The 23,903-nt window shown below is 40.4% G+C and carries 17 protein-coding genes and 1 pseudogene; 11 read left to right on the top strand and 7 right to left on the bottom strand.

The annotated features are described in order from the left end of the window. On the bottom strand, positions 1-945 hold the full coding sequence (locus ACJJVZ_RS14345) for a DUF58 domain-containing protein (protein ID WP_077538574.1): 945 nt from the start codon (positions 943-945) through the stop codon (positions 1-3). 3 nt (positions 946-948) lie between these two features. After that, positions 949-1,905, bottom strand: coding sequence for a MoxR family ATPase (locus tag ACJJVZ_RS14340; protein ID WP_004335627.1), 957 nt, complete (start codon positions 1,903-1,905; stop codon positions 949-951). A gap of 328 nt (positions 1,906-2,233) precedes the next feature. On the opposite strand from ACJJVZ_RS14340, the gene fadI reads away from it, so the two are divergent. From fadI to ACJJVZ_RS14325, 3 genes are all read left to right on the top strand, one after another. Continuing rightward, complete coding sequence (fadI, locus tag ACJJVZ_RS14335; protein WP_077538572.1) at positions 2,234-3,544, top strand: acetyl-CoA C-acyltransferase FadI; 1,311 nt, start codon at positions 2,234-2,236, stop codon at positions 3,542-3,544. Continuing rightward, on the top strand, positions 3,544-5,754 hold the full coding sequence (fadJ, locus tag ACJJVZ_RS14330; RefSeq protein WP_193155733.1) for a fatty acid oxidation complex subunit alpha FadJ: 2,211 nt from the start codon (positions 3,544-3,546) through the stop codon (positions 5,752-5,754). The genes fadI and fadJ overlap by 1 nt, the downstream gene beginning before the upstream one ends. Before the next feature lie 336 nt (positions 5,755-6,090). Next, positions 6,091-6,600, top strand: a complete 510-nt coding sequence (locus tag ACJJVZ_RS14325) for a GNAT family N-acetyltransferase (protein ID WP_405601407.1) — start codon at positions 6,091-6,093, stop codon at positions 6,598-6,600. Positions 6,601-6,641: 41 nt separating this feature from the next. On the opposite strand, the gene ACJJVZ_RS14320 is transcribed toward ACJJVZ_RS14325, so the two are convergent. From ACJJVZ_RS14320 to ACJJVZ_RS14300, 5 genes are all read right to left on the bottom strand, one after another. Beyond that, positions 6,642-7,028, bottom strand: a complete 387-nt coding sequence (locus ACJJVZ_RS14320; RefSeq protein ID WP_077538566.1) for an MmcQ/YjbR family DNA-binding protein — start codon at positions 7,026-7,028, stop codon at positions 6,642-6,644. A gap of 184 nt (positions 7,029-7,212) precedes the next feature. Then, positions 7,213-8,010, bottom strand: coding sequence for a hypothetical protein (locus ACJJVZ_RS14315; RefSeq protein WP_273048983.1), 798 nt, complete (start codon positions 8,008-8,010; stop codon positions 7,213-7,215). Between the two features lie 18 nt (positions 8,011-8,028). After that, positions 8,029-8,574, bottom strand: a complete 546-nt coding sequence (locus ACJJVZ_RS14310) for a hypothetical protein (protein WP_138584009.1) — start codon at positions 8,572-8,574, stop codon at positions 8,029-8,031. Further along, the gene (locus ACJJVZ_RS14305; protein ID WP_405601403.1) at positions 8,571-9,599 is read right to left on the bottom strand and encodes a class I SAM-dependent methyltransferase; all 1,029 of its coding nucleotides are present in this window, start codon (positions 9,597-9,599) and stop codon (positions 8,571-8,573) included. The genes ACJJVZ_RS14310 and ACJJVZ_RS14305 overlap by 4 nt, the downstream gene beginning before the upstream one ends. A gap of 21 nt (positions 9,600-9,620) precedes the next feature. Continuing rightward, the gene (locus ACJJVZ_RS14300) at positions 9,621-9,842 is read right to left on the bottom strand and encodes a hypothetical protein (RefSeq protein WP_405601401.1); all 222 of its coding nucleotides are present in this window, start codon (positions 9,840-9,842) and stop codon (positions 9,621-9,623) included. A gap of 137 nt (positions 9,843-9,979) precedes the next feature. Here ACJJVZ_RS14300 and ACJJVZ_RS14295 point away from each other — a divergent pair, with 137 nt between their 5' ends. The 8 genes and pseudogenes from ACJJVZ_RS14295 to yeiP all read left to right on the top strand — a co-directional run bounded on the left by ACJJVZ_RS14295 (position 9,980) and on the right by yeiP (position 23,848). Continuing rightward, the gene (locus ACJJVZ_RS14295; RefSeq protein WP_405601398.1) at positions 9,980-10,405 is read left to right on the top strand and encodes a hypothetical protein; all 426 of its coding nucleotides are present in this window, start codon (positions 9,980-9,982) and stop codon (positions 10,403-10,405) included. A gap of 15 nt (positions 10,406-10,420) precedes the next feature. Continuing rightward, a pseudogene (locus ACJJVZ_RS14290) lies at positions 10,421-11,038 on the top strand (phytanoyl-CoA dioxygenase family protein); the annotation flags it as partial. Positions 11,039-11,308: 270 nt separating this feature from the next. Beyond that, the gene (locus ACJJVZ_RS14285; RefSeq protein ID WP_405601395.1) at positions 11,309-12,556 is read left to right on the top strand and encodes a hypothetical protein; all 1,248 of its coding nucleotides are present in this window, start codon (positions 11,309-11,311) and stop codon (positions 12,554-12,556) included. Between the two features lies 1 nt (position 12,557). After that, complete coding sequence (locus ACJJVZ_RS14280) at positions 12,558-13,505, top strand: methionyl-tRNA formyltransferase (protein WP_405601393.1); 948 nt, start codon at positions 12,558-12,560, stop codon at positions 13,503-13,505. 157 nt (positions 13,506-13,662) lie between these two features. Beyond that, the gene (locus tag ACJJVZ_RS14275) at positions 13,663-13,791 is read left to right on the top strand and encodes a hypothetical protein (protein WP_405601390.1); all 129 of its coding nucleotides are present in this window, start codon (positions 13,663-13,665) and stop codon (positions 13,789-13,791) included. 427 nt (positions 13,792-14,218) lie between these two features. Then, the gene (locus ACJJVZ_RS14270; RefSeq protein WP_405601388.1) at positions 14,219-14,836 is read left to right on the top strand and encodes a phage tail protein; all 618 of its coding nucleotides are present in this window, start codon (positions 14,219-14,221) and stop codon (positions 14,834-14,836) included. A gap of 217 nt (positions 14,837-15,053) precedes the next feature. Then, complete coding sequence (locus ACJJVZ_RS14265) at positions 15,054-23,129, top strand: Ig-like domain-containing protein (protein ID WP_405601385.1); 8,076 nt, start codon at positions 15,054-15,056, stop codon at positions 23,127-23,129. 146 nt (positions 23,130-23,275) lie between these two features. Continuing rightward, positions 23,276-23,848 (top strand): elongation factor P-like protein YeiP, encoded by a 573-nt coding sequence (gene yeiP, locus ACJJVZ_RS14260; protein WP_077538539.1) that lies wholly within the window; start codon positions 23,276-23,278, stop codon positions 23,846-23,848. Positions 23,849-23,903 lie beyond the last annotated feature (55 nt).

Genomic DNA, 23,903 nt, shown 5'->3' with positions numbered 1-23,903 from the left:
TTATTTTCTCACTAATTGCAGCTCAAGCGGTGTTGCTGCATTGAATGATATTAAATTAAGACCTGATTTAGTTAAGCGATTAAGGCGCGTGCTAAATGCGTGTTCCGCATTTTTAGCAAAGCGTTCTCTAAAGCTGTTATCCATTAATGGCAGGGCAAAATCTTGACCATTTGCATTAACGGTTACAGCTTGCTTAAATGCAGGTAACTGATGCTCAAACGGATCGCTTATATGGCAACCAATCAGCTCGCAGTGACGACTTAATATTTCAAGTTGCTTAAAGCTGGCATCGTCCAAGGCATTAAAGTCAGAGACTAAATACACTAAGCTGCCGGGCTTTGCTAAATGATTAAGGCGCTTTAGATTATCGCTAAAGTTGTTAGTGGCTGCCTTATCGATATTGTTGAGCGCTTGCTGGTGGCTGTCGCATAAATTATGGCAAAGCTTAAGGACTGCTTTTTCGCGAGCACTGGGTTTAAGCTCTAAATGCGAATGCTGATTAAACACAATACCGCCAATTCTATCGCCGCGCTGGCACGCCGACCACGCAACAAGTGCACTTATGTGCGCTGCTTGCACTGACTTTAACAGTAACTTTGAGCCAAACAGCATTGAGTTCGAAAAATCAGTAAACACAAACACAGGGCGTTCTTTTTCTTCTTGAAAGAGCTTTGTGTGTGTTTCGCCGGTACGGGCAGTGACTCGCCAATCAATCGATCGAATATCGTCACCTTGCTGATAATGTCGCACTTCGGCAAATTCCATTCCTCGGCCTTTGTGCGGCGCAAGATATTGCCCTGTTAAGGTATTTTTTATTTTTACCTTAGGGGCAAGCTCAAGCAATTGCGCTTTGGCTTTGTAATACATCAACTCTTTAAGTGCTAAATTAACACCGTGGCTATGGCTCTGTTTGAGCCATGCTTGGGATTCTAATTGTTTTTGCATAACTTATGGTACGGCTACAAGTTCAACTATACGGCTTATTACCTGATCTTTAGTAATGCCATCGGCTTGCGCTTCGTAACTTAAAATAATGCGATGACGCAGTACGTTATGCACAACCGCTTGAATATCATCAGGGGCTACAAAATCACGGCCTTGTAACCATGCGTGGGCGCGAGCACATTTATCAAGTGCAATCGTTGCACGAGGGCTTGCACCAAATTCAATCCAGCTACCAAGTTGCGCGTCTAATTTAGCGCCTTCACGGGTGGCAATAATGAGTTGTACTAAATATTGCTCAAGCGGCTCAGCTAAATACAGGCCTAGTATTTCTTTACGAGCTGCAAATAAATCGCTTTGACTAATTTTTTGCATTACCGGTTGTTGCTCGTTAAGTGCTTCGCCGCGCGTTAAACGCAGTATATCAAGCTCATGCTCTGCACCAGGGTAGCCAATACTAAGGTGCAGTAAAAAGCGATCCAACTGGGCTTCTGGTAGCGGGTATGTGCCTTCTTGCTCTAGCGGATTTTGCGTTGCCATAACTAGAAACAGTTCGCTAAGTGGGTAAGTATTTTTACCTACAGTGACTTGGCGCTCTGCCATTGCTTCTAATAATGCTGATTGTACTTTTGCTGGAGCACGGTTAATTTCGTCGGCTAAAATAAGGTTATGAAAAAGAGGGCCTTTTTCAAATACAAACTCACTGGTTTGTTGACGGTAAATATCGGTACCGGTGACATCGGCAGGTAATAAGTCTGGTGTAAACTGTACACGTTGGAACGAGCCTTCAATACCTTTTGCCAGTGCATTTACAGCACGTGTTTTGGCAAGCCCTGGAGGGCCCTCTACTAATAAGTGACCATCGGCTAAAATTGCAATAAGTAGTGCTTGAGTAAGCTCTGGCTGGCCAATAATTTGTGTATCTAAATACGTTTTTAATTGTGAAAATGCGTTAGCTGCCATAATAATTTCGACTTTCCTCGTCAGCTGGGTTTATACCTGAATGTTTTAGGCGTTAAATACTGACCTATTTATAAGGTTTATAGTTGTGTAACTCAAGGGTTAGACTGTATTTTTTAAAATAGTTCGTTATTTATTAATGATTTTTAGCCTATCACAAAATTTTGTAAATGCGTTTAAAAAAGCATATGGTTGTAGCGCATTTTACGGGCTTGTGGATTATTTATATTGCTGCATTTGCATTAATTACAGTTTATCTATTGGCTTTAGTACACGGGTTGTTTAGAATCGAGAAAAATAAACAGGTCAGACCTGTCAGCGGGAGAGCATAATGTCTGAACAAAATATACTAAAAACACCAAAGGGCGATCGTATTGCCATTGTTAGCGGCTTACGTACACCTTTTGCTAAGCAAGCAACTGCATTTCATCATATATCTGCACTTGATATGGGGAAGTTAGTCGTAAACGAGATGCTTGAACGACTAAATTTTGATAAATCAGAAATCGATCAACTGGTATTTGGACAAGTAATACAAATGCCAGAAGCACCTAATATTGCCCGTGAAATTGTATTGGGTACAGGTATGCCTGTATCAGTTGATGCATATTCGGTATCGCGTGCTTGTGCTACTAGTTTTCAGGCAATTGCTAATGTAGCTGAATCTATTATGGCAGGCTCTGTAAGTGTAGGTATTGCAGGTGGCGCAGATTCATCATCGGTACTTCCTATTGGTGTTAGTAAAAAGTTAGCAGGCAGCTTAGTTGATTTAAACAAAGCCCGCACGCTTGGTCAGCGTTTAAAAATATTCTCAAAACTGCGTTTGAAAGATTTACTACCTGTACCGCCAGCGGTTGCAGAGTACTCAACAGGCCTTTCAATGGGGCAAACTGCTGAGCAAATGGCTAAAACGCACAATATTAGTCGTGAAGATCAAGATGCACTCGCGCATCGCTCTCATACGCTTGCAACTCAAGCCTGGGCCGATGGCAAATTAAAAGATGAAGTAATGACGGCGCATTTACCGCCATACAAAGGCTTTATCTCAGAAGATAATAACATTCGTAAAAACTCAACGGTTGAAGGCTATGCAAAGCTTAAACCTGTTTTTGACCGCCAACATGGCTCAGTAACTGCTGCAAATGCAACCCCACTTACAGATGGTGCCGCAGCGGTACTGATGATGAGCGAAAGCAAAGCAAAAGCACTGGGTTACGAAATTTTAGGTTACGTACGTAGTTTTGCGTTTTCAGCCATTGGTGTTGAAAAAGACATGCTAATGGGTCCTGCTCATTCAACGCCTATCGCACTTGATAGAGCCGGCATTACCCTTGCTGATTTAGATTTAATTGAAATGCACGAAGCATTTGCATCACAAACACTTGCCAACATGAAAATGTTTGCGTCAGACAAATTTGCGCAAGAGCATTTAGGTCGTAGCAAAGCAATTGGCGAAATTAACATGGATAAGTTTAACGTTAATGGCGGCTCACTGGCATATGGTCATCCATTTGCAGCAACAGGTGCTCGCTTAATTACGCAAAGCTTATACGAGCTTAAACGTCGTGGTGGCGGTTTAGCATTAACAACAGCCTGTGCTGCTGGTGGTTTAGGTGCAGCCTTTGTATTGGAGAGCGCGTAATGACTGATTCAGTATTTAATTTAACGGTAGATGAAAATAAAATCGCCGTAGTGACCATTGATGTGCCGGGTGAGAAAATGAACACCTTGCGCGATTCGTTTGCGGATGACTTAAAAGCGTTATTGGCTCAAGCTAAAGAACATGCTGTAAAAGGCATGGTATTTATTAGCGGTAAAAGTGATAACTTTATCGCCGGTGCCGATGTAAAAATGCTCGACAGCGTACAAAAACGTGAAGATGCGCTAGCAATTAGCGAGCTGTGCCATCAAGCGTTTTTTGATATGACAAAACTGCCTTATACCACAGTTAGTGCCATTCATGGTGCTGCACTTGGTGGCGGTTTAGAGTTTGCTTTAGCCTGTGATTACCGCGTAGGCTCAGATAGCGATATTACAAAAATTGGTTTACCAGAAGTGCAACTTGGCCTATTGCCTGGTGGCGGTGGTACGCAGCGTTTAACTAAAATTGTTGGCATTCAAAAAGCACTTGAATGGATGCTTACAGGTAAGCAAATTCGTCCTAAGCAAGCTAAAAAAGCAGGCGTACTTGATGATTGTGTACCGCACAGTGTACTTTTAAACGTAGCAAAAGAATTTGCCGCCAAGAAAAAGCCACAAGCTAAAGAGCCTAAGCTGGATAAAATTAGTCAACTGCTAGAGTCAAACCCGTTTGGTCGTAACTTTATCTTTAAAAAAGCGAAAGAAAACGTACTGAAAAAAACCGGTGGGCATTACCCAGCGCCGCTAGCGATTATTAAAGCGGTACGTGCAAGCGTAGAGCTTGATGAGCTAAAAGCGTACAAAACCGAAGCCGAAGGCTTTGCCACACTGGTAATGAGTGACGAATCTAAAGCGCTTCGTGGTATTTTCTTTGCCACCACGGAAATGAAAAAAGAGTGGCGCAATGATGATGCACCGGCCATTACTAAAACAGCCGTACTAGGCGGTGGTTTAATGGGCGCAGGTATTGCACATGTAAGTGCAGTAAAAGCAAAAGTACCAGTACGCATTAAAGATGTAGCAGAGCAAGGCATTAGCAATGCCATGAACTACACCTACAAAATTTTAGATAAGCGCCTTAAACGCCGTATTATGTCTAAATCAGACATGCAGTTAACAATGAACCGTATTACCGGTACAACTGATTACAGCGGCTTTAAGCACATTGATTTAGTGATTGAAGCGGTTTTTGAAGATTTAGAACTAAAGCAAGGTATGGTTGCTGATGTAGAGCAGCAATGCCAAGCAAACACTATTTTTGCAAGTAATACGTCATCACTGCCTATTTCGCAAATTGCAGCGCAGGCAACGCGTCCTGAAAATGTAATTGGCCTGCATTACTTCTCGCCAGTTGAGAAAATGCCGTTAGTGGAAATTATCCCACACGAAGGCACTTCACAAGAAACCATTGCTCGCGTGGTAAATTTTGCACGTAAGCAAGGTAAAACGCCAATTGTGGTAAAAGACATGGCTGGTTTTTATGTGAACCGCATATTAGCGCCTTATCTTAACGAAGCCGCTAACTTAATGCTTGCAGGCGAGCCAATTGAAAAAATTGACGCAGCCCTTGTCGAGTTCGGTTTTCCGGTAGGGCCGTTGGCACTGCTTGATGAAGTAGGTATTGATATTGGCTCCAAAATTGCCCCAATTCTTGAGAAAGAACTCGGTGAGCGTTTTAAAGGCCCAGATGCATTTACCCGTATGATTGACTCAAAACGCCTAGGCCGCAAAACGGGTCGTGGTTTTTACGAATACGATAAAAAAGGCAAAAAGGTTGATGAGTCAGTTTATGAGCTACTGGGTGTTACGCCAACACCGCGTTTAAACAAAAGTGAAATTGCTAAGCGTTGTGTAGCACAAATGCTTAACGAAGCTGTACGTTGTTTAGATGATGGCATAATTGCAAGCCCACGTGATGGCGATATTGGTGCTATTTTTGGCATTGGTTTCCCTCCGTTCTTAGGGGGCCCATTTAGCTATATGGACAAACTAGGCGCTAGCAAAATAAGCTCTGAAATGTCTACACTGGCTAACAGCAATGTTATTTTTGAACCATGTGAATCACTCGTAGCAATGGCTGCCTCAGGCGCAACGTTTTATGGTGATAAACCAGCAGAAGCTGCGTTGATTGAAACAGCCGATGTTGAGTCTGAAGAGTCTTCACAAGAGCAAGCCACTACAGCTGAAGATGTTAAAGGCGACACTAAATAACATTTAACCCGTTTGAAAAAAAAAACCGCATTTTATATGCGGTTTTTTTATACCTGTGATATTAATAAGGTAATACCAAACTGCATAAATCTTTGATCGATTTAACGAATTAAATTGCACTATAACGTCGTTAAAAATTTTTATTTAGAACAGCTAGATACAAAAATCTTTGCCTAGTTCTAGCGTAATTTTCTTAACGTTAAATAGACCCCATATATAAGCAGATTAGTATAATACAAATTTTATTAAAAACATGATCATTCTATCGCATTAAATCACCCCATAACGTCGCTAAATAGACCCCATATTTAAGCCGATTAACATAAAAGGAAATATATGCAGTTATTTACAGAAAGACTCAGTATGCGGCAAATCACGCAAGCTGATTGGCCTCTTTTTTTAGAGCTTCATCAAGAGCCTGACGTGCTTTTATATTGTTTTGATAAGCCAAAAGACGCATTTGTGAAGCACCGATTTGAGCAACGCTTACCGACGTGGGATCCAAATTCGCGCCATCCGTTATGTTTTGTTGTTATAAATAATGAAACGCAGCAAATGATAGGTGTTACTGGTTTTACTTATGATGGAACAACTGCGGAGCTAGGGTATTTATTCTTGCCAAAATACTTCGCTAAAGGGTATGCAACAGAGTCGTTAAAAGCAGTCATTGAATGGGCACAAAAAGCGTGTGGTATTAAACAGTTTAAAGCCGTGGTAACTCGGGGAAATGTAGGATCAGAAAATGTATTAAGTAAATGCGGACTCACATTGACTGATACAATTTTGCAAGCACACACAATTGCTAATAAATTATATGATGACCTTATTTATACGCTTAATATATAATCAAAATTAAATGGGCTAGTATGCAACTAGCCCATTTAATTTTATAAATGGATTGCGATTGCGTTGCGATCTTTCTCCGGCATATTCTGCACAACTAAATCAAACGAATTATCAATCATACGTTCAATTTCACCTTGAGGAATTGAGCCATCTAAAATAACCGTATTCCATAAGCGTTTGTTCATGTGATAGCCTGGGATCACCGCAGGAAAAATGTCACGTAATGAAAGTGCTTCATCGGGATCACATTTTAAATTAAGCCACCAAATAGGGTCTCCATTGTCATTCGTTTCGCCATCGTTGCCAACGGCAAGGGTGGCAAACATTTTATGATTCACTTTATAAACGTCAACCTCTTGAGCAAATGGTTTTGTAACTTGAACAAGTGGCTTTTTAATTAAATACTCATGTACTCTTATTTGGTCCATGATCCATTCCTTGAAGTCATACTCGATACACATACCATAGCATTATTTTATTAGTTTTGTGATACGAAATATTATTTGTACTCATTTTTTCTTCATTAATACACTGAAGTCGTGGAAGTTATTAGTATTGACACAAAGAAAAACCCTATAAATACGAAAAAGTAACCAAGCTAACGCTATAGGGCTAGACAGTTTTCGGTAGCGATGAATAAGCAATTACAGCGGCGTCACGTTGAGTGAGATTGGGCCTCGTTGTATTGTGGCTATAAAGACGACAATATTCTATGGGATCGCCTTCGTGTGTTAAATAAGCTTCAGTGGTGAATTGCAGTAACGTCTCTTTCCAGCGCTTTACAATAGAGGGGGGTGGGTTTGGTAAAGCATTTAAAATGAGTTTAGATTCTTCAAAATTACTATTAATTGCCACATTAAGCATGTCATCGTTAGCAGCGGCTAGCCAACTAGCGCCATTAGTGCCTACGCAAAGTAATGGCATATAAGGTGCCAACGCTGGGCATACATTGTTTTTGTATATTTCAACTTGCCAGTATGGGCGCGCTATTTTTATAAATTGAGTAAAACTTTCAATTGTCGTAAATTTGGATGTTGCAAGAGGCAGAATTTCAACCCTAGGTTTATTCGCGTTCACTGTATCATTGGCAACATCAATATACCAAGGTCCAAGTATGAGCGCGTTTTGAAAGTACTCATCTCGTAGTGATCCCCAGGCCTTTTTTAAATCAGTACCTTGGTGAATGCATTCTTTTAATAAACTGAGCCCGAGCTTATCTGTGTGTGGTAATTGTGCTTGTAATAATGCAAACATTTCATCGCGAATTTCTCTGCAACGTCCTATCGGATAAGGCTTGTTGGCAAAGTTAGGCATTTTAGGTGCAAGTTTTAAATCGACGACTAATCTTAGTTGTGCCAGGTCGTTGCAGATCATTGTTAGCTGTTGTGGTGTGAAGTTATTATCAAGCACGTATATTTCCCAAAATCGTTATTGTAATTTGCTTAACTGGGTTTGTGTATAGGCGTCATTTCTTAGCCACCTTAACATGTTTGGATAACCGTTAGGGTGGTCTGGCTGTTCACACATAAACCACGAATATAAAAGAGGGTAACCAAAACCCGTGCTGTTGGTAAAGGCCTCTATTAAGTTATCAGATGCCCCTTTATAACCCTGCTCATGAAATAAAATATTCGGGGCGATATTTAAATAGCAAGCTGCAGCCCATGACCAAGCTATTGCGGTCATTTCTTCGGCCGCTTGATGATCATGGTTTTTCATATCTCCTGTTAAACACGTTCTTGTCGTTTCTGAGGTAACTGCAATATGACCTGCTTCATGAAGAATATCACCTGGGTATAACAGCTTTTCTAAATCAAGTAATAAAGTGCCTTGTTCTATTTTAAGGCCAGGTAAAAAAGTCTTTTCGTTTAACGTTTCATACCGATGGTTTATACCTATATCAGTAAGAAAGGCTAAAATATTTTCAACCTCAGTTAACTGCTTATCTGTATTGTGTTCAGTGCTAATAGTCATAATGATTTGAGATTACTGTTAGTGACTAGCCAATGTTCAAATTCTTCAATACGTTGACTTTGATAAAGTGCTGCCGTTGTTTCATGGTACGGCAGCGTTAATGAATCTAGTAGCTCTGTCCATAATGCCCATTCATCTTCGGCAATGCTGAAGGAGTGACCGCTTTTAGCTGCCTGTGCACGCTCAAACATACGCTTTACGCCTGGTAAACCTAAATTATTAAGATCTGTAAATTTAGCTAATTTAGTCTCTGTTTTAATTGTATTTTTTATGGGGAATTTAAATATAAAGTCTGCGCATTTGGGCATTATATATTCATAATGAATAGCTTCACCGCCACGAAGCTGCGCATCATGAGGTAAAAAAGTCAGTGGTATATTCAAACTACATTGGTTTTCGGTCAATTTAAGGTGTTTGTATACTTGAATATCGGTTGTTAGTTTTAGTCTGTAATTAGTTTCAACGCCATTTGGGAGCAGCATACGGCCTTTAAAGGCGGATGTATCTCCCGTATTTAAACGCTTAGCTTCGTCGATATTTAAGCAATAAAACTCTTTTAGGAGTATGTCAGTGCTCGGTTTATCTTCTGTCTGCATTAAAGAGTTAAAAGGTGTTAGCCATGCCTTTAAAGAAATTTTTTGTGGGATCAAGGTGCCAGATTCACTCAGGTATTGACATAAATGAGCAAAAATAAAAACTTGGGGTTCTCGCTTTAATAGCGCTGTCATAGTTTCAGAAATAATAATGTCAAATTGCTGGGAGTCTGGTGTTTGCCAACGCGTTGCGTCATCACACGTGATTGCAACAATGTTTTGGGTGATTGAAAAGTGCTTTACTAGCTTTTTAATTGCACTGATGTTTTCTGGATGAATGTCAATGAGAGTGACTTTTATGCGCGGGTTTGTGGCAACACTTAAATAAGGAATAAGTAACGTACCATAAGGGCCTGTACCGGCATAAAGAACATGAATATCATCAGTCGTTGCTTTTAAGCGTTCTTCAATAGCGAGTTTAACACCTTGCATAAATATTTGCGTACGAAGAGTTTATTCTATGCATTTAGCTGCTTGTACGGGAGAAATTGCAACGCCTTGGGATGTATTTTCATCATTCCAGTCATTCATATCTAAATCAGTTGATATAGACGTAATATTCCCTAAGTAATTTTTTAAATCGTTGATAAAAGGCTTCATCAACCCAGCATCACCTGGCTCATTTAGCAAATGTGTAACCGCATTACGGTATCTATTCAGTAACTCACTATCCATATCGCTCCCTGTATTTATCTACAACAATTGTTGCTTGCAATAATATAGCACTCTATTCTAATTAAGTTTAGCTTGTGTTAATAAATCAATTTAAGGTGTTTTACTTGCCTGAAATCAGGTAAGGAAAAGGAGTTATTATGCAAAATGAGTTGATAGCAAAAGTGCCACCTCCGCACACAATAACGCAGAGCACACTTCCTTGTTATAAAGAAACTGGAGGCTTAGGTCTATTTCAATTAAAGCGAATGTGGCACAAAGCACAGTTACAAAAACAAGGCTGTGCGGATAAAAAAATAATAGAAGACGAATGGTCGCTTGATGTCATGATCATTGACACTTTAGGTTTAGGGCTCACTCCGGCTATAGAGTCTATTTTTGCGAGTGATAGTTTTTTCGAATTTGAAAATTGGGTAAAAAAAGTGCATGGCAGAGTTATTTCAAACGCAAAAATAAATCAGCTTAATAAAAACATTGTTTCATTTTTTGAGAAAGCAGACATAAAAAATGAAACAGTATTAGTAGAGACGCCTCGTTACTCTATTTTAACGCCACTGCAGTGGTAAAGCTGGGATGATAATGGTTATGTTATTATTCCAGCGTTGGTGCCAAAAAAATTATGTGAAGACGTTTGTAATATGCTTTATGAACGTTTAAAAATGGATAAAAACAACCCCGCTTCATGGTATAGCTGTCATGCGCTTAAACAGGGGGTTATGGTACAAATATTTAATGATATAACCATGCAAGTTATACGCTCTCTTCCTCAAGTTCGAGATGTTTTTGAGCAACTTTGGGGAAGAGAAAACTTAATAGTAAGCACTGATAGGATTAGTTTTAATCCACCGCAGACAGAAAGTTGGCAGTTTCCTGGGCCAAATCTTCACTGGGATATAAACTTTAATAAACCACTCACCTTTGCAACGCAAGGGTTATTGTACCTTACTGACGTTGCCGCTGAGCAAGGTGCGTTTAGTTGTGTACCTGGCTTTCATAAAAAAATAGATAACTGGCTAGCTAACTTACCTAAAAATACTAATCCACACTCTTTTGATTTCGATAAATGCCACAGCACTCCATTAGCGGCAAAAGCAGGTAGCTTAATTGTTTGGCGACATACATTACCGCACGGTAGTTGTCCAAATAAGGGAAGTAGACCTCGTATTGTACAATATATAAACATGGCTCCATTAAAGTAAGTAGCTAAAGACTCGCTATGAGTAATAAACAATGCCGTGTAATAAAGTGTAATATTTTTTACAGCAAGTTTGTGGCATATTGTTTTTTATAAATGCCATTTAATCAATGGTTTAGTGATTTCTTCTTAGTTTATTATTTAAAGTAACTATTATTGATATTTATGCAAAAATAATTGCGTTCTAAGCCTTGTGGGTTAAAATGTTAGCTGAATGTAGTATTAACGAATGAAGGTTTTACATGGCAATCAAAATTCAAGGAAATGCTTAATTATGAAAACATATAGCTCTCATCCTAAAGCGTGTTTGGAATATGCAGAGCCCCACATTGATGAGCTATTAAAACATTCAATACGTACCCAGCTTGAGTCTCTTCTAAAATCTAAATTAACAACTGAACAACGCCAACAAGTTTTGCAAAAAAGCTTTGTTGATACAATGACTTTGGTATTGAGCAACACGCAAGTCGAACACCTTCAATTAGTGAACGCTTTTGAGTCTATGTATGATCATGCTGTGCAATCAATGGCATTAGCACAGCTCAGCCAAGAGCAGCTAACGCGGCAATATGTGTCAGGCTCTGGTTTAATTATGTCTCCTCATAACTGCAAACACACCATAAAAGATGTGTATCGTATTCAAGGTTATGCACGTGGGATTGATCAAGCGATAGAAAGCAAGCTTAAGCACTCGTCTTCCATCACCATTTTATACCCCGCCTGTGGCCCATTTGCACCGTTGCTGCTGCCTTTGTTGAGTCACTATAAAGAGAGTAATAAATTTACGTCAAAGCAGGTCAACGTAATTTTGGTAGATGTTCACCCTGGGGCAATATTATCGTTGCAGCAGTTAGTTAAAGACTTACAACTTGGCGATTATGTTTTGCGAATTGAAGAAGCTGATGCTACCCAGTATCACCCTACTGAGTCGATAGATATTCTTGTGCTAGAGGCAATGCAGCATGGTTTCACGAAAGAAGGGCAGCTAAGTATTGCCAAACATTTGGTGCAATTTTTAACCATTGATGGTTGGATGATCCCACAAAATGTCTCAGTGAAAGGCATGATGGTGATAGGAGAAACCGAGTTTAATGAACAATGGAAAGATGTAGATTACAGTCATTCGATCACTATTAATAAAAGCGCACAGCAAGATAGAGTTGAACTCGGTGAAATTTTAAGTATTAACAAATCAACGTTGTTAAATATGCAGGAACTTGAGCTGCAGGACGGCGTAAAAGTTATTCCTGCAAACCAAATTACTTTACCCAGCAATATTCAAGATATGAATAAGCGTGTTTTAGCTATTTATACGCATATCAACACATTTGCTGATGAGAGTGTTGGTCAGTATGACTCAGGGATTACACACCCAAGGCCTGATATGACGTTTTATATAGACGTTAAACCCAGAGATATTGAACACACTCATTTTGTTGCCAATAGCGGTGATACTGTGCAGTTTTATTATCAATTAACTGGTTTGCCAGGATTTGTCCCTGTCAAAGTACAGGGTGATTAAAGTGAAAAAAATAGCTTTCTTTACAGGTAGCTGCCAAAGTCTACCTGCAATTCAATACTTACTTCAAAGCAATTTATTAGGCTGTGTGGTGTTAGTTGAGGGTGAACCGAACCCCGATTTAATACAACTGCAACATTGGTTACAACAGCAAGGTATAACGACGTTATCTTACGTTAAAGCACAAGACGAAACACTGATTGCTCAGTTAGATAGATTAGCTATCAACTGTGGGTTGATTTATTTATTTAGACACAAAATAAGAGCGCCATTGATCCAGTATTTCAATGGTGAGTTGATGAATATTCACCCAAGTCCTTTACCTGAATACAGAGGGCCACAACCACTTTATTGGCAATTAAGAAATGGTGAAACACTCACCAAATTAACATTGCACAGAGTAACCGAAGAATTAGACTGTGGCGATATTGCATTGGATGTTGATATAGAGATCCACCCGTTTGACACAATTCAGTGTTTATATCAAAAAACAAATCAAGCCTTACCTTATTTAGTTTCGCAATTTTTTCAGTTGAGTGAGCAAAGTAAACTACAGTGGCGTCAACAAGAACAAAAAAACGTTAAACCAGCACCTGCATTGCAGCAGTTAGATTTATTTATTAATTGGTACAAACACAGCGCTCGCGACATTGTTAATATGGCAAGAGCGGGTAATTTTGATAGCCTATGTGCGCTTTTTCAATTTCGCGAAGGTACTTTTCAATTACTACAAGCAACTAAAGTCGATTCTACATTGAAGGGGGTCAGCCCTGGTACTGTTGTAGAGCTTGATAAAAAACAAGGTTTGATTATAAAAACATATGATGGAGCCGTTAAGTTAGATTTCATTGGCACATCACAGGGTGGCTTTGATGGCTATCGATTTGCACTGCTATTTGCATTAGAGCCTGGTCAAATATTGGAGAATATGAGTTGTACTAATAGTGCATAATTTTGCAGTAGGTCAATACTTACTTACAATTTATAAGTTATAAATATGATGGTGTAGTTGAGATAAAGTGATATGGCGTGGTTGCGGTAAGACCAATGTAGTTTGTTATTCCCGTGGTCTACTATTATCTGATTACCACTTCAGAGGCGAGGTAGGTATGAATATAAAAATAGGTCTAACAAACCACGGTGGGTATGAGCTGATTGCTTATTCATTTAACGGTGGTATTTACCCCGATAGTAGTAAAACCTCAAAAATAATGCAGAGTGAAGGCACGGGTGAGTAGACCATCGTCAATAGTGAAATCACGATTATAGAAATACCTGGTATGGAATTTTTACTGATACATTATTAGGCGATCAAAAGCTAGAAAACGTCCATGATAGGGTTTGTGAAGTTCCAAGTTACTTTGATAAATATGGACAAATGACACTATTACGCTATAGAACTACAGAAATTTATTGGCGCTTTCCTACCAGTGACGATGCCGCTGAGTTAACCGTATGTGTTATTGATATCGGTACCGTGTGTTTAGATAAGTGTTAATAGGCGTAGTACGCTGTGTTTGTGACTGAGTAGGTGATGGTGGTTCCTAGATTTATATAAGCACTAATTGCGACTAACTCGTGACAGCGGTATTTCCCAAAGCGATAAAATACACTCTACAGTGCGTTTTATAAAAAAGCATTAAAACAAATTATGAGGAATTAAATATGGCTACTGAACCATTTATTGGCACACTCACTGCGTTCGGCGGTACTTTTACCATTGAGAAGTGGGGTATGTGTTGGGGGCAGATGCAGGCAATTAGCGAGAATACGGCTTTGTTTTCATTGTTTGGGGCGATGTATGGTGGCGATGCTCGTACCACCTTTGCTTTGCCAGATTTACGAGGTCGTAGCCCAGTTGGTCAAGGGCAGATGCGAGGAGGGCATGATTATCGACAAGGCATAATGATGGGGACTGAGCGTATAAGTTTGGCTACAAGCCAGATGCCAGCCCATTCTCATACTGCTATTTTTACGCCCTCGGGTGGTGGTAGCCCTATTGCAGCAAAACTTGAAGTTGCTACTAATGGAGGCACATCTACAACGCCAAGTACAAGCACTTACTTAGCAGCAGGTAGTACTAGTGATAACTATGTGGCACCTGGATTAGGTGGGGTTGACTTAGTAGACATACCGGGTCTTACAGTAACTGGTGGTGGCAGTGAGGGTGGAACCGTGACTGTAGGGGCAACGGGGGGTTCCGAACCGATTGGAATAATTAACCCCTTGTTACCACTTAACTGGTTAGTAGCTCTGCAGGGGATTTACCCATCAAGGAGCTAGCCATACTCTGGTTATGTTGTTAGCTAAGGTGTAATTAATAGTGCTTGTAGCTGCTATTTAAACTATAGTTGGTTGTTTTGAAAACGTATATCATCGAGCTTAGTGACGATGATATACGTTCAACAGTTTGAACTTTCGTTAAAAGTAAGCGCCAGTTTTAGCGAAAGTTAAAGTAAAGCGAGTTACTAAGAGTGAGCATATATAGAGGATTTAAACAATGCATTTTGATTTCGCATTTCCCAAGTATGTTAACCCACAGAGCATGTGTGTTAACTATAATAAAATGACAAAACTAGCCTTATTTATGTCCGCAATTTATAGCACACATGCTGTTGCAGGGACATATGATTTTAGTTCAGTATCTGGCTCTGGAACACCAACGCTAACGACCACGGTAGACGGTATTACATTAACAGCAACTCAGTCAAACAGTAATAATATAACCCTTACTGCAGGCTTTTTAGATCCTGGCATCTCTAACAATAGTGATACTTGGACCATTACCTTTAGCTCACCGATAAATATAAGCCAGTTTCAAATGGGTGAAATTTCTAATCTATCAGATGGTATTTATATTTTTACACCAGATAGTGGTACGGCGGTCAGTATTGATGCGGATGATCCGGCTATTGTCGGCTCTGTTGCCACCTTAACACCAGGTGACTGGACATCGGTTAATTCTGTAACAATGAGTTATGATTACCCTTCTAATTCGTCTCATGTGGGCGTTGATAATATTCAATTTACTGCTGCGCCAGCAAATTCAGCGCCTGTTGTTGATTTAAATGGTGGGATTCCAGGTACAGGGAGTTTTTCGGCGTTTACTGAAGGCAGCCCTGCTACCGTGATTGCACCCGATGCTGAAGCTGGTGATAGTGATGGCGACTCAATAACAACAATAACCGTTGCATTAACAAATGATCAAGACGGGGTGTTTGAAGGTCTTAATGTATCTGCTAGTGCGCAAAATGCACTTGGGGGTGTAAGTGGTGCATCAGATATTAGTTTACAAGACACAATTTCTATTACAGGTGCAACTGCAACAACGGCTGAAGTTACCACTTTCCTTAAAGCAATCACGTATAACAATACCAGTTCGTCGCCCAACACAACTTCGCGGACAGTGTCAGTTGTTATCAATGATGGCACTGAAAACAGTACTAGCCGTACCGCGACAATTTCAGTGGCTAATCTTACAGCAGCTAGCTCTACAGCAGCGGGTTTTAGCACCTTAGATGGTACAAATTTAAATCCGGCAATAACGTTTAGTAGTGATGATGAGGTTTTAACTGTATCTTCAGCAAGCCATATTATAGGGTCTACAGCCCAGGGTGGCGATGGTACAGATGAGATTATTGTTATAGATGGTAGTGATCTCACACAATTTACCAGTTTAACCTCCTTTGAAACGCTCTCTACTTATAATGACGGCTCATTAACGCTCAGCGAGTCGCAACACGATGCGTTTACAACGATAAATGGCGCTGGAACAAATACATTTACTTTGGCAAGTGCAGATGGTGATAGCAGCGTAATTGCAGATGCAGACATAGAAACGTATGTTTTAAATGCTGCTTTTAATATTACTTTAGCTGGGACCGCGCAAAATGTTACCGGTAGTAGCAATGCTGATACTATTAATATTGCTGGATTGAGCGTGACAGGTACGCTTGCTGGCGGCGGCGATACCGATGTACTGCAAATGAGCACCGGTGCTGATATTAGTAATGCCACGGTAAGTGCATTTGAGTCTTTAGCATTAAATAGTGGTGCTTCAGTGACGATGACTGAGGCGCAGCACGACAGCTTTCCTTCGATAACAGCAAGTGGCACTGATTCAATTACCATAAGCACCGCGACCGATGGCCTAACTGGTAATAGTTCGGTTGAAACGTATGTGTTGAGTGCAGCGAATACATTTACGTTAGGCAATGCATCACAGAATCTAACCGGTAGTGGTGGTGACGACACGGTTAATGTGAATGCACTGAGTGCAACGGGTATTTTAGCGGGCGGAATTGGTACCGATACCTTGGTTGTTACCAACGGTGGTAATATATCAGGTGCGACAGTCAGCGGGTTTGAAGATTTATCGGTTGCTGCTGGTGGCACAGTCACCCTAGGCGCATCTCAGCTTGCGAGTTTTTCTGGCACAGTATCAGGCAGTGGCACTGAGACAATTTCTGTTTCAGGAGATGGTAATGTAAGTACTGTTTCGGCAATAGAAAGTTATACCTTAAATGACGATAGTACGAATACGCGCTCGGTTACAGTCACTAATGCTAGCCACTCTGTAACTGCAACCTCTGCGACTGATGCAATTACGTTTGATTTAGGTTTACTTACATTTACTGGAATCATTACCGGTGACAATACTGTTGCAGATACACTGAGTTTAAGTAATGGTGCAAATATATCAGCTGGGACCATAAATAATATAAATAACCTAACCTTGGCATCTGGTGCTTCAGTTAACATGACGACCAGCCAGCACCAAGGATTTTCAGGCACAATCACGGCTCCAGGCTCAGAGTCTATTACCATTAGCGGAGATGGCGATTTTACTACTTTAGCAGGTGTTGAAAGCTATAGCGTGGGTGATGACAGCACTAATACTAGAATCATTACAGTTTCAAGCAGTAACACCAATGTGGATGCTACTTCAGCTACTGATGTTGTTACGTTTGCAATAGGCACTAGTGCATACACTGGTACCCTTACAGGCGACGCAACAGCAAGTGATATTGTTAACGTATCTGATGGCGCGGATGTCACAGGAGGGGGCTTCTTTAATATTGGTACATTAAGCTTAGCCTCTGCTGCAACAGTAGCAATTGATGTTAATAATATTAATGATTTTAATACAGCCATTACAGGCTCTGCTGGCGCTGATACGCTAAAACTTATGGATGGTGGTATTTTTAATTTTTCCAGCACCACGGTATCGGGTATTGAAAATCTGGCAATCGGCACTAACAGCAACACGACTATCACCTTAACCGATAATTTTAATACTGATGCTGGCGTTGTGTCTTTTTCTAATGCTAGTGGCAGTGCTATTACAGCTGCAGTGACGCTAGATGCAAGTGCATTTAGCGCTGACATTTTAACAATGACCTCATCAGATTTTAATGGTGATGATGTACTTAAAGGTGGCTCTGGGGCCGATACTTTACGCCCAGGCGCTGGTACAGATACGTTAACAGGTAACGCAGGTAATGATAATTTTGTAGGTAGCTCATCTCAATTATCAGGCGATACAATTACCGATTTAGCCGCAGGCGATCGTATTACTATTGCTGGTATTACAGGGCTTTCAGCCAGTAACGTACGTTTTAATGGCACAAGTACATTAGAAGTAGATACCAACGCCACTGATTTTAACATTTCTGAGCTAACTCTTGCTCTTACAAACGCACCAGGCAACGACCTTACCTTTACGGTTGCTGATAGTGGCCCTGATACTATCATTACTTTTATTTCACCGAACTCAGCACCCACATTTAGTTCGCTTAATGGCGGTGCTACATTTATCGAAAATGGCAGTGCAGTGATAATAGATAGCGATATGACAATTGCAGATGCTGAGCTTGATGCACTTAACAGCAACGCAGGGGATTACAATAATGCTAGCTTGACTATTCGCCGGCGCGATGGCGCAAGTACAGAAGATATATTTGCTCATTCGGGACTACTCAGTACATTAACTGAGGGAAGTACATTTAGTTACAATGCTAATAATATAGGGACTGTTACCACAAACTCGGCAGGCACTTTAACGCTAACATTTAATAGCAATGCTACTTCTGCAATCGTAGATTCTGTTGCGCAAGCAATTACCTACGCCAATAACTCAGATGTGCCTCTAAATGCAACTGTGCTTGACTATACCTTTAATGATGGAGTCGTAGATAGCACAGGTACTAATCAGGCGTCAGTTACTATTACCTCGGTTAACGATGCGCCTACGGTATCAGCAGTGGGGGCTAATCCAACCTTTACAGAAAATGGCTCGGCAGTTGGGATTTTCTCTTCAGCTTCTATTAGTACGGTTGAGAGTGGGCAAGATATTGAACAAATATCACTAACAATAACTAATGTAAAAGACACGGGTCATGAGTTCCTTCAATTTGGCACCGATCTTATCAACTTAGAGCATAATGCATCGGGCACGTACTCGGGGGCCGTTAATTTTAGCTACGTGGTCTCGTTAAGTGGTTCAACAGCAACGGTAACGGTTACCGCAACCGATTCAGCTGCGGTGTGGCAAAACTATGTGCCGTTTTTACAATATAAAAACACCAGTGAATCACCAACCACCGATAATAGAGTTGTTACACTTACATCAATAAAAGACAGCGGCGGCACCGCTAATGGTGGCGCTGATAGAGCAATTGGCAGTTTTGGATCCTCTACAGTTAGCGTCGTGGGTGAAAACAATGCACCTACTGATATCAACCTTTCAAGCTCTACGATTAGTGAATCAATTGTTGGTGCCGGTGCTGATGTTGGATTATTAACAACGACTGATCCCGATTCGAGCATTCATACTTATTCGTTAGTTTCATCAACGTCATTGGCTGCGGGCAGCTGTACTGCAAGTACAGGCAATAGCTCTTTCCAAATCAATGGCAATACGTTAGAAACAAAAGCCGCATTGCCACTGGGTATTTACACTGTTTGTATACAAACAAACGATAGTGCTGCGACCTTTAAAAAATCATTTGCTATTACCGTAACTGAAGCGCCTAAACCAACTAACCCTGAAATCAGTGGCGCACCAGTAACAAAAGTAAACCAAGGTGAGGCTTATAGCTTTACACCAACAGCAACGGATCCACAAAATAAAGCACTGACGTTTAGTATTGCTAATAAGCCAAGTTGGGCGAGTTTTAGTAGCGCGACGGGTAATTTATTGGGTACTCCCGTTAAAACTGACGTAGGGCTCTACCCTAATATCGCCATTACTGTGAGTAACGGTAGCGAGCAAGCAAGCTTGCCACCTTTCAATTTAGAAGTGGTATCAACAAATAGTGCTCCGGTTGCGTCGAATTTAAGTTTAGAGCTTGATGAAGATTCTAATATCAGTTTTTCCCCTGATATTACGGATGTGGACTCAGATACGTTAACAATTAGCGCTGTGTCGCAGCCTCAATTTGGTACATTAACCAAACAAGCCAATACATTCACGTATACACCTAATGCAAATTATTTTGGCCCTGATAGTTTTAATTATCTTGCAGATGATACAAAGGAAAAATCTGCTATTGCCACGGTGAACTTTACGGTAGCTTCTATTAATGATGCGCCAATTGCCAATCCAGATAGTTATTCATTAAATAGCAACGCTGATAATAGCTACCCACTTGATGTGCTAGTTAATGATACAGATGTTGATGACGATGAATTAGTTATTGTTAGCGCCAATGCAAGCGTGGGGTCGGTGCGAATTGAAAATGGATCGCTGATTTATCAGGCTCAGGCAAGCACTAAAGGGGCTATTCAAATTAACTATTTGATCGAAGACCCTGATAAAGAAACAAGTAGAACAACAGCAACATTAACGTTGAATAATCAAGCAGACAATGTGCCAACGATCGAAACGCCGGCTGATATTGATGTTAATGCAAAAGGGTTGTTTACTAAGGTCAAGTTAGGTGTCCCTTCGGCAACGGATAGCGAAGGTAATAAATTAGCGGTTTCATTAGTTAACCCAAGTTTGTTGTATGCGCCAGGTAAGCATTTAGTTTACTGGAAAGCTGTAGACAGCAGCGGGCTTGAAGCAATCGCAACGCAAAATGTAAACGTGAGTCCGCTTATTTCGCTTAGTAAAAATAGCGAAATAGCTGAGAATAAAACACATAGCTTTAATGTGTTTTTAAATGGTGAAGCACCAAGTTATCCAGTGACCATTGCCTATGAAGTATCGGGTACTGCTGATAGCTCTGATCATGATTTAGTGTCGTCAGAGTTGGTTATTAACAGTGGCACGCAGGGACAAGTTAATTTTACAACGTATGCAGACTCCGAAACGGAAGGCAATGAAACCGTTGTAATTACACTGGCAGATACACTAAATTTAGGTGCGAAGTCTTCAGCAACAATCACTATTGTTGAAAATAATGTAGCACCTACTATTAGTACCAGTATTACACAAGGTTCTCAACAAAGATCACTTGTTACCATAGGTAATGATCTTGTCACGATTAAAGCTGTTGCTCAGGATGCAAATCCGAATGATAACGTAACGTTAAAGTGGGTATCAGAGGATAATAAACTTCTTAATACAAGCGCAAATGAAAACGAATTTGTTTTTTCAACACAATCACTAACTCCTGGTATTTATAAAGTATCGGTAACAGCGCAAGACTCTGGCGAGCCAAGTCTCTCAACAACAAAAGATGTTTACGTTGAAGTATTAACCTCACTTGAGACGCTAGGGCAGGAAGATTCCGATGGTGACCTTATCCCAGATGCACAAGAAGGTTACGGTGATAGTGACGGTGATGGCATTCCTGATTATTTAGATGCAATTAGTGAATGTAATGTCATGCAAGAACAAGTTAAAGACAGTGATAAGTTCTTAGTAGAAGGCGAGCCGGGCGTTTGCGTTAGAAAAGGGGTTACAGTTTCACAAAATGCAACGGGCGGTGTTCAGTTGCTTGATAGTGAATTACCTGAAGATGAAGGCGCGATAAATACAGGCGGACTATTTGATTTTATCGCAACAGGTTTACCTAATGCTGGAGATACTTACAGCATAGTAATACCGCAAAGAAAACCAATCTCACAAAACTCTGTTTACAGAAAATTAAAAGAGGGACAGTGGATTGATTTTGATACATCAGGTGACAACCAATTACTCTCTACAGCGGGTGAACCTGGCTATTGTCCTCCACCAAGAAGCAGTGAGTGGGCGCAAGGGCTTACTGAGGGCGCTTGGTGTGTGCAATTACAAATTGTTGATGGTGGCCCTAATGATGACGATGGCAAAGCGAATCGCTCAATAGTCGACCCTGGTGGTGTTGCAATTGTTCGCACATCGAACCAGCTTCCTGAGGCTAATCAAGATGAGATAACAATTGGTGCAGGGGAATCAACGACTATTGATGTATTAAAAAATGATACAGATCTGGACGGTGATACACTTACTTTAAGCGGCGCGACGGCTGATTTTGGTGATGTAAGTATTGTTGATGAGCAGTTACTGTATACCCCACCAGCTGGATTTGTTGGTGTTGCGATTATTGAATATAGTATTAGTGATGGCAAAGGGGGCACATCAAACAGCCAAGTTAAAGTTAACTTAGTTATAAATAATGCACCAACAGCTGTTTTTGATTCGGCAACAACCACAGATAACACATCGATAGAAATAGATGTACTTCGTAATGATTCAGATATTGATGGTGATGAATTATTTGTCGTTAATGCAGTTGCAGCTCAAGGCACAGTAACAATTAACATTAACGGCACTTTACAATACACACCTAAAAGCGGCTTTGACGGTGTTGATATTATTGATTACACAATAAAAGATAGCAAAGGTGCAAAGTCTACAGCACAAGTAAAAGTGACGGTTAGCGCTGTTAAATCAGTGGCCATCACTAATAAGTCATCAGGAGGAAGTATGGGAGGTTTGGGTTTATTGCTGATTTCAGTACTTGTTATTAGTCGAAGAAGGTCAATGCTTCCAAGCTTTGCAATAGTAACGACCAGTTGCTTAATTAGCACCAGTGCAATGGCTGATACATGGTCGTTTGAGGCCACGCTAGGTGAGTCTAAAGCAAAGCATTCTTTAGTAACTAAAGACAACAAGGCTAATTTAGTTTCTATTGATGATACTGATACTAGCTGGTCAATTGGCGCTTATTATGACCTGTCACCCAATTGGGAAGTCGCTATAAGATATATTGATTTAGGTGAAGGTCAAGCCGATTTAACTGCCCAAACAGTGAAAGCTGATGCAGATAAATTACATCAAGATTATTCACGCTTTGTACCGGTGTTACCAAAAGGGGTGGCAGCTGAAGTAGGTTACCGACATATGCTTGCTGAATCTTTAAGTACAAAGGTATTTTTAGGCGCTTATCGTCATCAGTATAAAATACAAAGTAGCATCACGGATGGAGCTCCCTTAGAGTATAAAGAACACGCTACGAAACCTTATATAGGTGCCGCTTTAGGTTATTCGGTTTATAAACAGACTGAATTATTACTAAAGTATACTTATTATAAAGTTTCAAAAAATGATGTAAGTGAGTTATCAGCAGGAATAAAAGTACGCTTTTAAGTTGATGCGTAGTGTGAACAGCGCCGCTATTAGCGGCGCTGAGCCACATATTTTTAAAAAGTATCACTAAGTTGTTTTGTTTCTATTGAAGATTCCTCAGTTCGTGGTATGTTTCTCGCAATCAAAAAAATAATAGGAATTCACCCATGCCAAAGGCGAGTGATGTTAAAAAGGGTACTGCCATTGATTTTAATGGCCGAGTTTTAGTTGTAAAAGATATTGTACGTTCTGTTCCACAAGGCCGTGCTGGTGGCAGCTTATACCGTATGCGTTTATACGACGTAGTAACGGGCAGTAAAGTTGACGAAACATTTAAAGACAGTGATATGTTAACGCTTGCCGATTTAACACGCCGTGAGGTGATGCTTTCTTATGTTGATGGCGACGAGTATGTATTCATGGATAATGAAGATTACACGCCATATAACTTAAACAAAGACGCGATAGCTGAAGAGATTCAGTTTGTTAATGAAGAAACACAAGGCGTACATGTGATTGTGATTGATGGCGCACCTGTAGGGCTCGATCTTCCTTCAAGTGTTGAACTGGTCGTTGAAGAGACCGATCCGTCAATTAAAGGTGCCTCTGCCAGTGCTCGCTCTAAGCCTGCACGTATGTCTACTGGCCTAAATATTTCGGTTCCAGAGCATATTTCAACAGGTGACCGTATCCGTATTAATACTGTTGAGCATAAATTTATGGGCCGTGCTGAAAAGTAGCTCACTTAAGTGAAGATGTTTTTAACAATATTGATATAAGCTATAGATTGTAGTT

It is taken from the genome of Pseudoalteromonas sp. Ld19 (assembly GCF_045064135.1).
GTDB classification, from domain to species: domain Bacteria; phylum Pseudomonadota; class Gammaproteobacteria; order Enterobacterales; family Alteromonadaceae; genus Pseudoalteromonas; species Pseudoalteromonas aliena.
The sequence above is the reverse complement of the archived record's forward strand: the minus strand, read 5'-3'. Positions and strand labels throughout refer to the sequence as shown.